This is a genomic window from Streptomyces sp. NPDC019396 (assembly GCF_040632375.1).
In the GTDB taxonomy this organism is placed as follows: domain Bacteria; phylum Actinomycetota; class Actinomycetes; order Streptomycetales; family Streptomycetaceae; genus Streptomyces.
This window is the reverse complement of sequence record NZ_JBEYBS010000004.1, coordinates 307,817-322,009: the sequence shown is the minus strand read 5'-3', so window position 1 is coordinate 322,009 and position 14,193 is coordinate 307,817. Positions and strand designations below refer to the sequence as shown.

Below are 14,193 nucleotides of genomic sequence, written 5' to 3'. Positions count from 1 at the left end.
CGGGGCGACGCGTGAGGCCCCCGTGACATGTACGCGTCGCCCGTTCACCCTAGACCGGTCCGCCGACAGGCAGGAAACGGGTGAGACCGCGTGTCGGCATGTCAATCTGGTTACGTGTAAGGGAAGTTGAAGTGCCGTCAGCCGTTGAAGTAGAGGGCTTCCATGTGGCTGGTGGCGTGCTCGCTGTGCCGCACCCGCAACGAGGAGGCGTCCAGGTCGGCCCTCCCCCACGGGTCCGCGCCGGCGAGGCAGGCCGTGGCGAGGGCGCCCCAGTCGTTCTGGTTCGGCTCGTCGTCCAGGTCGAAGTACACGTCGAGGTCTTCGAGGACTTCCGTGGTGATCCCGAGGGCGGACATCACCGCCTGCGGGTCGCCGGTCACGACGAACGGCTCGTCACCGGGCCAGCCGCAGGCATGGAACATGGCGCCGTCCGGCAGCCACACGAGGTCTTCGGTGTGCTCGGCTCCGCAGTGCACCTCGACCCGGCCAACGATCCGGGCGTCGGGGAAGCGCTCCCGCAGCCGAGTGGCCTCCGCCAGAAGCGGCATGCCGTTGCCGTCGTCCGCGAACGCCGGATCGGAGACCGACACGAGGTTTCCCCACGCCCCAGCCTGCACGAGGTCCAGATCGGTTCTCGTGGCCACCGTGATCGTGTCGCTCTGCTTACGGGGGCCGAGATCCTCGACCACGTCGTCGATCGTGCCCAGGGAGCGAGCGAACTCCGCGGCCCGCGCGGGGTCGTTGGGCGGAAGGTCTTCGACATCGACGGTGAACGGCGGGTGCAGGACCGTCAGTTCGTAGCGGACACCGCTGCCGTGGGTTACGCGATCGGGCGGGGAGGTCCAGAAGTCGGAGTCAGACATGCCCGTCACCGTAACGGGTTCCCCATCTGGTGGGTGGGCAGTCGGCTCGGAGATCTCGGCATGGGCACAGGACGCGGGAGGCTGATGTGAGCCGCCATGCCTGCGGGCTGCTTCACGCTGCGTCGGGCCGCAGGAACGAAGGTCAGCAGCCAGGCAGGGAAAGCGGATCGACGGCCCGGCGCTCCGCGGGCGAGGATGCAGGTCTGTCCTCACCCTGCCCGGAGGTCCCGTGGGATCCAGAGACGCCGACATCGACTTCACGTTCACGTACCCGACCACCGTGTGCGCCGTTGTGGACGCCCTGACCGGGGCGGGGTGGTCTGCGGTGGCAGTGCCAGGAGGCGTCTCGTACATGATCAACGACGCGGACGACATGTACGAGTGGTACGACAGCCCGCCCGACGGCATCGGCGAGGCGCTGGCACTGCTGGACGAGCCGGGAAACCTGCCGTACACGGTGGCTCTCAACGTCTACCACCCGGAGGCGGAGACAGGCGGCATGCTCATGTTCCTGCCCGGCCGCACGGACATCTCCTTCGTGCCCACCATGGACCGTCGGCACATCCCAGCGGCCCCGGAGTTCACCGACCTCGCCTGGTACCTGCACGCCCTCGTACCCGCCCTCGTCACGGCCGGTCTCGAAGGGTACGAAGCCAGGGAGATTCGGTACTGACGAGCCGGCACAGCCGCAAGCCCGGCAACAGATGCGGCGGGTCCCGGACCGTGAGTGGGAAACGCCGCAGCACCAAGATCAAAGCCCTTGCATGCATCGTCCAGGGTGCCAGGGCGTGGCCCGCGAGCTGCCACTGCGGTTCCTGCCGCTCGACGCCCACGTCGGCGCGCTCCGGGAGCGCTACGGTCCCGTCTACACGGCGGCCACCCTGCCGGCCGGGGTGTACGGGCTGACGGAGCCGGTGGGAACCTCGGGGTCGGCAACTACCTCCTGGCACGGGCCGACGTACCGCCGGGCGCCGTACGTGACCTGCTCCAGGTAGTGTCGACCGGTGGTGCGACCTGCTGCGGGAGGTGACGGCGGGGGCCCGGCTGGGGCCCGCGGTTCGCTATCTCCACGGGTGAGGCGCCGACCAACGACCCATCTGCCCACCCATCACGGCAAACACCGTTGCAGTAGTAAGGCCCGGTAGGACGGGGTGCTGCCGCCGAGCCGGCACCCGTGGACAACCCCGAGCGCACCGGTTCGGTGTATTGAGGCAGAATCTGGGAGATCGAAGGCCTGACGGCAGGTATCAGTCCCGGCATGGCCACGGAGCACAGCAGGCGTGGGGACGGGGAATGGCCGAACCGGAAGTCCGGGACTTGGCCGCGGGCCGCTATCAGCTGAACGAGTTGATCGGACGCGGCGCCATGGGGGCGGTGTGGGCGGCCCAGGACGTGAAGCTGGGGCGTGCGGTCGCGGTCAAGGAGATCTGGGCACGCGTCGATCTCGCCCCCGAGGAGTGGCGTCGGCGCGCGGAGCGTGCGCTGCGGGAGGCCAGGGCCGCGGCACTGGTCCAGCACCGGAACGTGGTCGAGATCCACGACGTCGTCATGGACGACGGCCGGCCGTGGATCATCATGGAGCTCGTGGCGGGACGTTCCCTCGCGGAGGAACTGGCAGTCGGTCGCGTGACGGTCGGCGATGCCGCGCGCATCGCCCGTGAGGCACTGGATGGGCTGATCGCGGCCCACGCGAACGGTGTGGTGCACCGCGATGTGAAGCCGTCCAACCTTCTGCTGGCCCGGTCCGACGGGCGTACGGTCCTGACCGACTTCGGCATCGCCGCGGTGACCGGCGCGGACACCCTGACCGTGCCGGGCGCGATGATCGGCACGCTCGACTACCTGTCGCCCGAACGCGTACAGGGGCTGAGAGCCGTGCCGGCATGTGATCTGTGGTCCCTGGGAGCGACCCTCTACGAAATGGTCGAAGGGCGTTCCCCTTTCCGCCGCAACAGCGAGTTCGCCACGCTCCAGGCCGTGCTCGACGGCGCGTACGACCCGCCCCGGAACGCCGGTCGCCTCAGCGAGGTCATCGGAGGCCTGCTCATCAAGGACCCGGCGCAACGGATCACGGCCTCGGTGGCCCGGTCCCTGCTGATCGCCGCCGAGCGCCCCGAAGTACCGGCCCAGGCCGCCGCATCCGCTCGTGTCCCCGGCGACCGCCGGCGATCCGGGTCCGTGACCGGCACGGCATCCGAGGAACGCCGGACCGTCGCCCGGGCCGACCGGCACAGACCCGTCCGGCCCGAGGACACAGACCCGGCGCAGGTCACCGGCCGCGCCTCCCGCCGCTGGATCGCCCGTGCGCTCATCGGCTCGGCGGTCATCGCCCTGGTCGCCGCAGGTATCTATACCGTGCCTCCTCTGCTGGCCCGGAAGTCTCCTGATCCTTCCAGCAGCCAAGCCGCAGCGCCGGTCTCACCGGCAGCCGCCCGCCCTGGATTCCGCGCGATCAGCGATCCGGCCGGATTCACGATGGAGATCGGCAAGGACTGGACCGGTCCATATGCGGACAAGAGCCGCATTTTCTACTACTCGGCAAGCAAGGCCTACGGTCTCGGGGTCCATCTGAATCCGGCTGACGGCAAGGGGGACCCTTATGCCGAGCTCTCGGCACAGGACAACGGCGGCACCGGCACTTCGGCGGTCGGTGACTACCCGAAATACCGGCGAGTTCGCCTGGAGCGGTTCGAGCACAACGGCGCATCCGCCGCCATCTGGGAGTTCACCTGGTACGACGCCGCCTCCGGCGCTCGCCGTCGCTCGATCGATCTGCGGTACACCGAGAACGGACGGACTTACGACTTCTGGGTCGCCGGACCTGACAGCGATGTCCCAGGCATCCGGAGGTACTTCGACGCGGCTCGGGAGAGTTTCTCCCCCACGCGGCTAGAACACGGATAGACACGGGGCGCCACGTGTGGAACGCGGAGCGCCCGGTGTTCACCGCGCCGACAGCCCGGGGACCGCGCCGGGTGGCATCCGGACAACCGCGGTCCCGCCGTCGAGATCCACCGTCGTTCGGTTCGGTGGCGCCCCGTCCTCCTCGTCGTCGCGCATCAGAAGGGCGGACTGGCGCTCCTTCAGCTCGGTCTGCTTGCCCGGCGAAAGGCTCGCGTGCAGCTGCTCGAACCCGGTCGCCGAGATCTGGCCCTGCCGGGCCGCGTTCCGCCACGGCAGACGGCCGGACCTGCCCGCACGCAGCAGAAGCTGGTCGACGAAGGCCAGCAAGGTCAGCAGGATGACCAGTCCGGGCAATGTCATGAAGACGAGGAAGGCCATGCCCCAAGTATCCCGGTCCGCCCGGGAACCGTCCGGTCCCCGGGTACACGGGCACCTGCACCGGGCGGTTTCGCCGCTCTCGCCCAGGTCCGCCGCACCACTTCCACGAGCGGTCCGTACAGCGCGGGGTCGCCGCCGGTCGGCTTGATCCCGTCGACGCCCTGGGCCCTTGCGGCGGTGGCCACTGCGATCAGCCGGTGGTCCGGATCGAGGTCGGTGCCCGACTCGGTGGCCACCGCTTCCCCGGAGGGGCGGCAGCAGTAACAGCTCCGCTCGCAGCGGGAGTTCACCGCCACCCGCACCTGAGGTAAGCGCATGTCACCCATTCATCGAAACATTCGGACATCGCTGACATTCACGGGCACGGCCTTTCGGTCCCTCACCATGGTGGGCAATACGGTGAAGTGGTTCCGATGTCAGGGTTTCCGGCGTCTGAGGTCAATCACCGACATGGCCGGTATACGAAGATCCAAGGGCCGGGGTCCGAGCAGGGGTTCGGCGGACGCGGTTCGCGGGCGCGGCCCCAGTCGCCGGTGGAGCCTGGAGCACCCGGCGCTCAGCGGCGTCGCCGAAAACCCTTCGACGCGCGTTCCTGAACGCGCTTTCCTACGGGGAAATCCGGGCCCTGGAAAAGGAGCACGCGGCATGAGCCCTGACGGCTGGCACACGAGCGAGGACCTCGACGGCTTCCTTGCCCGAGCGGGTGACTTCCTGCGCTCGCGCCCCGCCCCGCACACCGTCCCGCTGACGGTGACCGAAGGGCTGCGCACACGCGGGGCGCACGCCCACGGCGCCGGAACCCCCGTCTTCGGCTGGCTGGAAAGGGAGGGGTCGGTTCACGGGGCCTACCTACGGACTCCGCCGCACCCCATGCTGCTCACCCCCCTCGCCCCCGGAGACGCGGATACCCTCACGGCCCACCTGGCCGGGCTTTGCCACGCTCTGCCCGGCGTCACCGCCGACAGCGAGACCGCGGCCGCCTTCGCCGACGCCTGGTACCGGCGCACCGGCGCGGCACCGACGCTTCACGAGCGCCAGCGCCTGTACCGGCTCGGCAGGCTCACACCGCCGGATCCGCTGCCCGATGGCCGGGCCCGGGTCGCGGACGAGCGGGACCGCGAGCTGCTCATGGTCTGGTACGAGGAGTTCACCGAAGCCGTCGGAGATCCTGCGCCCACGAACCCCGGTTCCTGGGCCGACGCGCGTATCGCTTCCGGGGGAGCCACCCTCTGGGAATCCCCGGACGGCACCCCCGTGTCGATGGCGGGCCTGACCCCGATGGTCGCGGGCCAGATCCGGGTGGCCCCCGTCTACACCCCGGCCCGGCTGCGCGGCCGGGGTTACGCGGCTGCCGCGACGGCCGCGGTGAGCCGGGCCGCGCTGGCGGCGGGAGCGGACGAGGTGCTGCTGTTCACCGACCTGGCCAACCCCACCAGCAACGCCCTCTACCAGCGGATCGGATACCGGCCGGTGAGCGATTTCGCGGTGTGGCACTTCTCCGCGACGTAGGCGCGCGGACCACGCGGCTCGCATGGGCCGCGCGGTTCACGGGGGTTGCGCGGTTCACGGGGGTTGCGCGGTTCACGGGGGTTGCGCAAGCAAAAGGTAGTTGATCGCGTAACCACGCCAATCTCCCCACCTGGGCCCCGGACTGGCGGCCCGCAGCCCGCACGGATGTAACCAACATCACTCCGGTGATTCACTTGTGGCAGGTGTGAACCGAGAGTTTTTCCACCAGTCTGGTGACCCCCGTGACACGCTCCGTTAGCCGCGGGTCCGCAAGTGTCACATGTGCCGTTTGTTTCGTTTGTGTCGATGAACTCATCCACGGAGTCAAGGTGTCCTCGGCCCCATCTGCACGGCTGGCACAACCCCTGAGCCGCACGGCGGGTACGTCGGTCGCGGCCGCACCGGCCGCGCACGAGCGGGGCCGCCGTGAATAGCCGCGGAAAGGCGGCTCTCGACCGGCATCCGGCCCGCGATGACGCCCGGCTGCGGGCTGTGGTGGAGGACGCGACGATGGGGCGCTGGGAAGGCGCCCGGGAGTTGCTGGCCGCCACGGGCGCGGACTGGGACCGGCGCATCTTCCGCCTCCAGGTGCTCGCCCGCGTCGGTGCCCGGCTGACGTTCGCGGACACCTGGGCCCAGGCGGAGCCGCGGTCCGGACACGCCCTGGCGCTGCTGGCCAACGTACGCACCCTGCGGTCCATGGCCGACGGCCGGGGGCGCGGACGCGGCGAGGCCCTGGAGGAGGCGTGGGCAACCTGTGACGCCGCCGCGGACGCGATGCCGGACGACCCGGCGCCGTATGTCGTCATGCTCGCGCTGGCGCGCTTCCACTCACCGCCCCGGGACCGCGACTGGCGGGCGACGGTGGGGCAGTTGTGGACGCAGGTGAAGCAGCGCGACCCGTGGAACCGGGAAGCGCACCACGAGCTCCTCACCTATCTGTTCCCGTCCTGGCACGGCACGGGCGGCGACATGTTCCACTGGGTGCAGGAGGAGTGCACCAAGGCGCCCGCCGGACTGCCGTTGCACGTCCTGCCGCTGGTCGCCCTGGCGGAGTCACACCGTCAGCGGCTGGAAACGGAAGAGAACCGCTACGGGCTCGCCGTGCATCCCTGGACGGACAATCCGTCGACCTGGCACGCCTGGGAGAACTGGTGGGCCCGCCGGGCCCCGCACCGTCCGCACGCCGCCTTCCACGAGGACGCCAACTACCTCGCTCACGCCCTGTCGTTCGCCAGCCGGCGCCACGAGGCCGCCGAGGTCTTCGACGCCATCGGCCCGTACGCCACCGATGTGCCGTGGAGCTACTGCGGGGACGCCGTCACGCTGTTCCACCGCCACCGCGGCTGGGCCGCGGAAGCCGCCACGCCGTAACCGCGCCCGGCCGCGGAGCCCCACCCACCCCGCTCCCCCGCCCACCCGCACCCTCTTCCCCGCACGACCCGCTCGAGTTGTTTCCCACCGTCCCCACCGCTCACCTTGACGAAGAGGTCATTCGAATGCCCTTGGACATACCGAGCGTCACATCCTCGGAAGAAGAACGCCTCGCCCAACTCGGCATCACCCAGACCCTGGACCGCTCCATGTCCGGGCGCCAGAACTTCGCCGTCTCGTTCACCATCATCAGCATCCTGTCCGGCTGCCTGACCATGTACGGCTTCGGCATGAACTCCGGCGGCCCGGCGCTGATCATGTGGGGCTGGGTCATCGTCGGCCTGATGACCCTGTTCGTCGGGCTGGCCATGGCGGAGGTGTGCTCCAGCTACCCGACGAGCGCCGGACTCTACTTCTGGGCCCACAAGCTCGCTCCCGGCAAGTCCGCCCCGGCGTGGGCCTGGTTCACCGGCTGGTTCAACACCCTCGGGCAGGTCGCGGTCACCGCGGGCATCGACTTCGGAGCGGCCTCGTTCCTGAACGCCTACCTGAACCTCCAGTTCGGGTACGCCGCGACGGCGGAGCACACGATCCTGCTCTTCGGCATCATCCTGGTGCTGCACGCCCTGGTGAACACCTTCCGCGTGCGGATCGTGGGCTTCTTCAACACGGTGAGCGTCTGGTGGCACCTGATCGGCGTGGTGGTGATCGTCGGCGCGCTGCTGCTCATTCCGGACCACCACCAGTCCCCGTCCTTCGTGTTCACCGAGTTCGTCAACAACACCGGCTGGGGTTCCGCCGTCTACGTCGCCCTGATCGGCCTGCTGATGGCCCAGTACACCTTCACCGGCTACGACGCGTCCGCCCATATGACGGAGGAGACGAAGAACGCGTCCGTGGAGGGGCCGAAGGGGATCGTCCGCTCCATCGTCGTCTCCTGGGTGGCCGGGTTCGTCCTGCTGTTCGGGCTGACCTTCGCCATCCAGTCCTACAGCGGCGCCCTCGGGTCCGAGACCGGGGTACCGCCCGCCCAGATCTTCATGGACGCCCTCGGCGCGAGCACCGGCAAGCTGATGCTGCTGATCGTGATCGGCGCCCAGCTGTTCTGCGGGATGGCCTCGGTGACCGCCAACAGCCGGATGATCTACGCCTTCTCCCGTGATGGCGCGCTGCCGTTCTCGCAGGTGTGGCACAAGCTGCACCCGGGGACCCGCACCCCGACCAACGCGGTCTGGCTCGCCGCCGGTGGTGCCTTCGTCCTGGGCCTGCCCTATCTGGTCAACATCACCGCGTACGCCGCCGTGACGTCCATCGCGACGATCGGTCTCTACATCGCCTACGTCATCCCGACGCTGCTGCGACTGCGCCAGGGCGACTCCTTCCATCGCGGCCCGTGGCACCTGGGCCGCTGGTCCAGGCCCGTGGGCGTGATCGCGGTGGCCTGGGTCGCGTTCATCACCGTGCTGTTCATGCTGCCCCAGGTCGGCCCGGTGACCGCCGAGACCTTCAACTACGCGCCCGTCGCGGTCGGTGTGGTGCTCGCCTTCTCCGGCACATGGTGGCTCGTCTCCGCCAGGCGGTGGTTCCTGAACCCGGACCACCCGAAGCACGGCGCTCCTGCCGCGCCGCCCGTGTCGCGGGAAGCGGTGCGTTAGCAGGGCCCACGGGGAGGCGACTTCCCGCAGGTCCCCCAGGTCCCCCGGTCCCGCCGGCCTCACAGCGGGTCCGTGGCGTCATCGCCCTTGCCGCCCTGGTCGTTCACTCAGGGCGGCAAGGCCGTGCGCCCCCCGCCCGTCACGGGAGCCCCCTTGTGTCCGGTACTCGCCGGGAGTCATGTCGAACTCCTTTCGGAAGGCGAGATGGAAGCCGACCTGGCTGCGATAGCCGACGCGCTGCGCGATGTCCCGCTGCGCCACGTCGGTGTCCGTCAGGAGCCGCTTGCCCTCCAGGAGCCGACGCATCGTCAGGTATCGCATCGGCGTCTCACCCACCAGTTCCCGGAACATCTGCGAGAAGACCGAGCGGGACATGCCGGCCCTGCGGGACAGCGACTCGACCGTCCAGTGCTCGGCATAGGAGCCGTGGATCGCCATCAGGGCCTTGCTGATACCCGGGTGGTAGAGCGCACGCAGCGCGGGCGACTCCTCCGCCAGCTGCTCCATCGCGATACGCAGGGACAGGACGAACACGGTCTCGAACGCCCGCAGGGTCACGAGCCGCGCCCCGGGAGCGGTGCGCCCCATCTCGAAGGGCAGCGAATCGAGCGTTCGCAGCAACAGCGGCTCGCCATGGAGCATATGGCGCCGGAGCACGATGATCCGGGGCAGCGCGCTGTAGAGGCCTGGTTCGCCGATCGCGCTGTAACGCAGGCTCGCACAGAGCATCCGCGTGCGGTAGGGCTGCGTACCGACCCTGACGATGCCGGACTCTCCCGGTCGCAAGTCGGGCACCAGGGCGGACAGAGGTGTCGTCTGCACCCCGTGCGCCGCCGCGAAGCTGTGCGCGGTGCCGTGCGGAAAGACCGCCAGGTCGCCCCTGCGCAGCTCCACCGGCGTGGAGTCGCCGCCGAAGCCGATCACGCAGCCGCCCTCGATCATGTAGTGGACGATCGCGCAGCTGTCGTCGTGGCCCCTGACGCCCCAAGTGCCCCCGGCCTGCCACATGCTGTGGTAGACGTCGATCAGCCGCAGCGGACGCAGTAACTCACTCAGCACGTCTTCACTCACGGACGATCCTTAAATCACTTCGGCTCATGATTAATTGATCGTAACCAGCGCTCCCAGAACGATGAGAGGTGAAGCCGGGCTGTTTGTCCGGTCTACGGGGTGAGTTCGGGGGAACCGTCCATGAAGATCGTCATTGCCGGTGCCGGCATCGGTGGGCTGACCGCCGCGCTGAGTCTCCATAGCGCCGGGCTGCGCGACATTCAGGTCCTTGAGGCGGTGCCGGAGATCCGGCCCCTGGGCGCCGGTGTGAATCTGCTGCCGAACGCGGTGCGCGAACTGGACGCTCTGGGGCTGGCCGAAGGCCTCGAGAAGCTGGGCGCCGACGTGACCGGGCTCGGCTACTTCAACCATCTCGGACAGCGGATCTGGCGCGAGCCCCGTGGCCGGGCGAGCGGCAGCCGATGGCCCCAGCTGGCAGTGCACCGCGGCGCCCTTCAGACGGCCCTCGCCCACAGCGTCCGCGACCGCCTGGGAAGCACCGCGATCACCACCGACGCACGCGTCACCGGATGCGCCCCACTACCGGGCGGCGGAGTCGAGGTGGACCTCGGGCATCGCGCCGGCGACCGGCTCTCCAGCCGCTTACGGGCGGACGTGCTGATCGGCGCCGACGGGCTGCGGTCCGCCGTACGGCAGGCCCTGTACCCGCAGGAAGGAGCACCGCGGTCCCACGGGGCCGCCATCTGGCGCGGTGTGACCCGCAGCGCGCCCTTTCACGGCGGTCGTTCGATGGTCGTCATGGGGAACGGGCACTGGAAGGCAGTGGTCTACCCCCTCGCCGCCCACCCGGGCCCGGACGGCCTGGTACCGGTGAACTGGGCCGTCTCACGCACCACGCCCGAGGGCCCGGAGGCCACCGGCGCCGGGTCCGACGACGGCTTCCCCGCATCGGTGTCCGGCTGGCGGTGCGGCGACCTGCGGCTGGACGCCCTCACGGCGGAGGCGGACGCGGTCGCGCCCTTCCCGATGCTCGACCGGGATCCGCTGCCCCGCTGGTCGTTCGGCGCCGTGACCCTGCTCGGGGACGCGGCGCATGCCATGGCCCCGATGGGATCGAACGCGACGACGCAGGCGGTGCTGGACGCCCGCAGCCTCGCCCACGCCCTGGCCACCCATGACGATCCGGTCATCGCTCTCGCCGCGTACGACCGGGAGCGCCGCCCCCGGATGAACCGGCTTCAGCTGCTCAACCGCGCCAACGGACCCGAGGTCGTGATCGACCTGGTCCACAAGCATGCGCCGGAGGGCTTCGGACGGATAGCGGACGTGATACCCGCCGCCCGCCTGGCCCAGGTCGCCCGGGGCTACGCCCGCGCCGCCGGATTCGATGCCGCTTCCGTCAACGAGCCTTCTCCCTACGGGCAGCCACGTCTGCCGCACACCGCGGCGTAGAGGCCGCAGCGGCCGCCCCACAGATCCTCGCCGGAGCGGCTGGTCGCCCCGAAAGCTTCTCATCACCCACTCAACGCACCCTGTGTACAGGAGAGACATGACCCGCAGCGGCCAGGAATACCTCGAATCACTGCGCGACGGCCGTGCCGTATGGCTCGACGGTGAGCAGGTCAAGGACGTCACGGAGCACCCGGCCTTCCGCAACACCGCCCGCTCCATAGCCCACCTCTACGACATGGCACGGGACCCGGAGCTGCGGGATGTCCTGACGGTGCGCCCCGACGGGCAGGACCGTTCGGTACTGCGCGCCTACCACGTGCCCCGCACCCAGACCGAACTCATCGAGCGGCGCAAGGCGTTCAAGACGTGGTCCGAAGCCAGCTTCGGTTTCCTGGGCCGCTCACCCGACTACATGGCCGCGGGCATCGCGGGCTTCGTCTCGACGCCGGAGATCTTCAAGGGCGAGGAATTCGACGGACGGGACAACCTCGCCGCCTACCACCGGCGCATGGTGGAGGGCGACCTGTACCAGTCGTTCACGATCACCAACCCGCAGATCGACCGCACCAAGGCAGCCAGCGAGCAGGAGGAGGACGACCTGTACGTGCGGGTCGTCAAGGAGCGCGACGACGGCATCGTGGTGCGCGGCGCGAAGATGATCGGCACCGGGGCGGTGTTCGGCGACGAGATCATCGTCGGCACCATCGAGCCGCTGGCCCCCCAGGACGCCCAGTACGCGCTGTGCTTCTCCATCCCCCTCAGCACACCGGGGCTGAAATTCATCTCCCGGACCTCCTACGAGGCCCAGGCCCGCAGCGTCTTCGACAACCCGCTGTCCGCCCGCTTCGACGAGAACGACGCCCTGCTGGTGTGCGACGACGTCTTCGTGCCCTGGGAGCGGGTGCTGACGTACCGGGACGTCGACACCACCTTCCGGATGTGGTGGTTCACTCCGGCCTACAACAACTTCGTCCACCAGGCGGCCACACGCTTCTGGACCAAGCTCGAGTTCCTCACCGGTCTCGCGATCCTCATCACCCGGGCCAACAACACCTACGGCCTGCCACCCGTGCAGATGCAGATCGGCCGGCTCATCGGGTGGCTCAACATCGCCAAGTCGATGGTGCTGGCGGCCGAGACGACCTGCGAGCGGGTGGCAGGCGAGGGCAGCGCCGTGCACATCAACCGGCAGATCGCCTCGGCGCACCGGGCCATGGCCGGCGACCTGTACCCGAAGGTGCTCGCCGAGATCAAGATGCTCGCCGGCGGCGGACTCATCCAGCTTCCCGCGTCCGGCTACGACCTGAGGCATCCCGAACTCGGTCCGCTGGTGGCCAAGTACGTGCGCTCCCCCGGCACCCCGGCGGAACAGCGGATCAAGCTGCTGAAGCTCGCCTGGGACGCCCTGGGTTCGGAGTTCGCCGCACGGCACGAGCAGTACGAGCGCTTCTACCACGGCGCTCCGCACGTCTATCTGCCCGGCATCGTGCGCGACGGTGACCCGGATCTGCTCGCCGCCTTCACCCAGTCCTGCCTGGACGGCTATGAGCTGGACGAGTTCCCGGACCTCGGGGCGGGTACCGATGACGGCCGCTGACCGCCGGCGGGCCCTGGCGCTGCTGGCCTGCACTCAGTTCGTGCTGATCCTGGACACGTCCATCATCAATGTGGCCGCGCCTTCCATCGGCACCAGCCTGGACATCCCGCCGGCAGCACTGTCCTGGGTGGCCAACGCCTATCTCGTCTCCTTCGGGGGGCTGCTGCTGCTCAGCGGTCGCGCCGCCGATCTGCTGGGGCAGCGCAGGGTGTTCACGGCCGGTCTCGTTGTTCTCGCGGTGGCCTCGCTGCTGGGCGCTGTCGCCGGGGACGCCACCCTGCTGATCACCGCCCGCGCCGTGCAGGGGGTGGGTGCCGCGATGGCCGCCGCCGCGGCGTTCTCCCTGGTGCTCACGCTCTTTCCGGACGGTTCCGAACGGCACCGGGCGCTGGGGGTGTTCGCCGCCATGGCCGGTGCGGGAGGTGCGGCGGGCACGGTACTCGGCGGGGTGCTCACCAGCTGGATGGGGTGGGAGTCGACCTTCGCCCTGAACGTGGTCGCCGGTGTCGCGCTGATCCTGCCCGTGCCGCGGCTGCTGCCGGCCGGTGCCTCCGGCGGGGTCGGGCGAGGTTTCGACGTGCCCGGCGCGGTGGCGGCGACCGCCGGCCTCGCCTTGCTGGCGTATGCGGTGGTCAACGCCGGCGAGGCCGGCTGGAGCTCCACGCCGACACTGGTCACGGGGTGCTCAGCCGTGGTTCTGCTCGCCGTGTTCGTCCTGGTCGAACGCCGGGTGGCGCACCCGCTGGTGCCGCTCGCCGTGCTCGGACGGCCGGCGCTGCGCCTGGCCAACATCCTCGCGATGCTGTGGCAGATGTCGCTGTTTCCGATGTTCTTCCTGGTGAGTCTGTACTTGCAGGCGGTGCTCGGGTACGAACCCGTGCTGGGCGGCCTCGCGCTGCTCCCGCTGTGCCTGGTCGTGATCACGGTCGCTTCCCTGGCGCCCCGGCTCATCGGCCGGTTCGGCCTGCGCGCGGTGATGTGCGCCGGATTCGTGCTGGTGGCCGCCGGCATGGCGTGGCAGTCCCTGCTGTCGGTGGACGGCTCCTTCGCGTGGGATGTGCTGCCACCGAGTCTCCTCCTGGGAGTCGCCCTGCCGCTGGTCGCCATCACCACCAACATCGCGGCCACCGCCGACGCCCGAGAGGAGGAGGCCGGACTGGCCTCCGGCCTGGTCAACACCAGCCTCCAGTTCGGTTCCGTCCTCGGTCTCGCCGTCCTGTCGGGAATAGCCGCCGCCCGAACCGGCGCCTCGTCCGCGGCGCACGACGCGGCACTCACCGAGGGCTTCAGCACGGCCCTGCTGGCCGGCGCGGTACCCGCGCTGCTGGCACTGCCGCTCGTCCTCCGGCTGCGGTTGCCCGCGCCGGACGTCCGGACACCGCCACCGGCGGACCCCGCCATCGAGCACCGGCGCACGGTGCCCTGATCAGAACGGCCGGCCCGCACCCGT

General features: G+C 69.8%; 13 protein-coding genes. 9 read left to right on the top strand and 4 right to left on the bottom strand.

Translation table 11 applies throughout. The features are described 5' to 3' along the window. Positions 1-137: 137 nt before the first annotated feature. Entirely contained in the window at positions 138-863 is a 726-nt protein-coding gene (locus tag ABZ532_RS06920) for a DUF6333 family protein (RefSeq protein WP_361280080.1), read from the bottom strand. A gap of 229 nt (positions 864-1,092) precedes the next feature. On the opposite strand from ABZ532_RS06920, the gene ABZ532_RS06915 reads away from it, so the two are divergent. From ABZ532_RS06915 to ABZ532_RS06905, 3 genes are all read left to right on the top strand, one after another. Then, complete coding sequence (locus ABZ532_RS06915) at positions 1,093-1,536, top strand: hypothetical protein (protein ID WP_361280079.1); 444 nt, start codon at positions 1,093-1,095, stop codon at positions 1,534-1,536. A gap of 115 nt (positions 1,537-1,651) precedes the next feature. Continuing rightward, a complete protein-coding gene (locus ABZ532_RS06910) occupies positions 1,652-1,858 on the top strand; it encodes a hypothetical protein (RefSeq protein WP_361280078.1) in 207 nt (68 codons plus the stop codon). Positions 1,859-2,156: 298 nt separating this feature from the next. Further along, entirely contained in the window at positions 2,157-3,767 is a 1,611-nt protein-coding gene (locus ABZ532_RS06905) for a serine/threonine-protein kinase (protein WP_361280076.1), read from the top strand. Positions 3,768-3,806: 39 nt separating this feature from the next. Here ABZ532_RS06905 and ABZ532_RS06900 read toward each other — a convergent pair whose 3' ends face one another. After that, positions 3,807-4,145, bottom strand: coding sequence for a DUF6191 domain-containing protein (locus ABZ532_RS06900; RefSeq protein WP_361280075.1), 339 nt, complete (start codon positions 4,143-4,145; stop codon positions 3,807-3,809). Continuing rightward, the gene (locus ABZ532_RS06895; protein WP_361280074.1) at positions 4,124-4,462 is read right to left on the bottom strand and encodes a hypothetical protein; all 339 of its coding nucleotides are present in this window, start codon (positions 4,460-4,462) and stop codon (positions 4,124-4,126) included. The genes ABZ532_RS06900 and ABZ532_RS06895 overlap by 22 nt, the downstream gene beginning before the upstream one ends. Positions 4,463-4,790: 328 nt before the next feature. Between ABZ532_RS06895 and ABZ532_RS06890 the strand changes: the two genes are divergently transcribed. The 3 genes from ABZ532_RS06890 to ABZ532_RS06880 all read left to right on the top strand — a co-directional run bounded on the left by ABZ532_RS06890 (position 4,791) and on the right by ABZ532_RS06880 (position 8,683). Continuing rightward, on the top strand, positions 4,791-5,654 hold the full coding sequence (locus tag ABZ532_RS06890) for a GNAT family N-acetyltransferase (protein WP_361280072.1): 864 nt from the start codon (positions 4,791-4,793) through the stop codon (positions 5,652-5,654). A gap of 426 nt (positions 5,655-6,080) precedes the next feature. Continuing rightward, the gene (locus tag ABZ532_RS06885) at positions 6,081-7,028 is read left to right on the top strand and encodes a hypothetical protein (RefSeq protein WP_361280070.1); all 948 of its coding nucleotides are present in this window, start codon (positions 6,081-6,083) and stop codon (positions 7,026-7,028) included. A 125-nt stretch (positions 7,029-7,153) separates the two neighbouring features. Further along, complete coding sequence (locus ABZ532_RS06880; protein WP_361280069.1) at positions 7,154-8,683, top strand: amino acid permease; 1,530 nt, start codon at positions 7,154-7,156, stop codon at positions 8,681-8,683. A gap of 78 nt (positions 8,684-8,761) precedes the next feature. Here ABZ532_RS06880 and ABZ532_RS06875 read toward each other — a convergent pair whose 3' ends face one another. Next, positions 8,762-9,754, bottom strand: a complete 993-nt coding sequence (locus tag ABZ532_RS06875; protein WP_361280068.1) for an AraC family transcriptional regulator — start codon at positions 9,752-9,754, stop codon at positions 8,762-8,764. Between the two features lie 120 nt (positions 9,755-9,874). Here ABZ532_RS06875 and ABZ532_RS06870 point away from each other — a divergent pair, with 120 nt between their 5' ends. The 3 genes from ABZ532_RS06870 to ABZ532_RS06860 all read left to right on the top strand — a co-directional run bounded on the left by ABZ532_RS06870 (position 9,875) and on the right by ABZ532_RS06860 (position 14,169). Beyond that, entirely contained in the window at positions 9,875-11,146 is a 1,272-nt protein-coding gene (locus ABZ532_RS06870; protein ID WP_361280067.1) for an FAD-dependent monooxygenase, read from the top strand. A 97-nt stretch (positions 11,147-11,243) separates the two neighbouring features. Then, positions 11,244-12,743: a 4-hydroxyphenylacetate 3-hydroxylase N-terminal domain-containing protein gene (locus ABZ532_RS06865; RefSeq protein ID WP_361280066.1), complete on the top strand. Its 1,500-nt coding sequence runs from the start codon at positions 11,244-11,246 to the stop codon at positions 12,741-12,743. Then, on the top strand, positions 12,730-14,169 hold the full coding sequence (locus tag ABZ532_RS06860) for an MFS transporter (protein ID WP_361280065.1): 1,440 nt from the start codon (positions 12,730-12,732) through the stop codon (positions 14,167-14,169). Before ABZ532_RS06865 ends, ABZ532_RS06860 begins: the two co-directional genes overlap by 14 nt. Positions 14,170-14,193: the final 24 nt, after the last annotated feature.

Excerpts from the sequence above, each read along its gene's own strand:
- ABZ532_RS06920 (WP_361280080.1), bottom strand. The coding sequence starts at position 863 with ATGTCTGACTCCGACTTCTGGACCTCCCCGCCCGATCGCGTAACCCAC.
- ABZ532_RS06905 (WP_361280076.1), top strand. The coding sequence starts at position 2,157 with ATGGCCGAACCGGAAGTCCGGGACTTGGCCGCGGGCCGCTATCAGCTG.
- ABZ532_RS06900 (WP_361280075.1), bottom strand. The coding sequence starts at position 4,145 with ATGGCCTTCCTCGTCTTCATGACATTGCCCGGACTGGTCATCCTGCTG.
- ABZ532_RS06895 (WP_361280074.1), bottom strand. The coding sequence starts at position 4,462 with ATGCGCTTACCTCAGGTGCGGGTGGCGGTGAACTCCCGCTGCGAGCGG.
- ABZ532_RS06890 (WP_361280072.1), top strand. The coding sequence starts at position 4,791 with ATGAGCCCTGACGGCTGGCACACGAGCGAGGACCTCGACGGCTTCCTT.
- ABZ532_RS06880 (WP_361280069.1), top strand. The coding sequence starts at position 7,154 with ATGCCCTTGGACATACCGAGCGTCACATCCTCGGAAGAAGAACGCCTC.
- ABZ532_RS06870 (WP_361280067.1), top strand. The coding sequence starts at position 9,875 with ATGAAGATCGTCATTGCCGGTGCCGGCATCGGTGGGCTGACCGCCGCG.
- ABZ532_RS06865 (WP_361280066.1), top strand. The coding sequence starts at position 11,244 with ATGACCCGCAGCGGCCAGGAATACCTCGAATCACTGCGCGACGGCCGT.
- ABZ532_RS06860 (WP_361280065.1), top strand. The coding sequence starts at position 12,730 with ATGACGGCCGCTGACCGCCGGCGGGCCCTGGCGCTGCTGGCCTGCACT.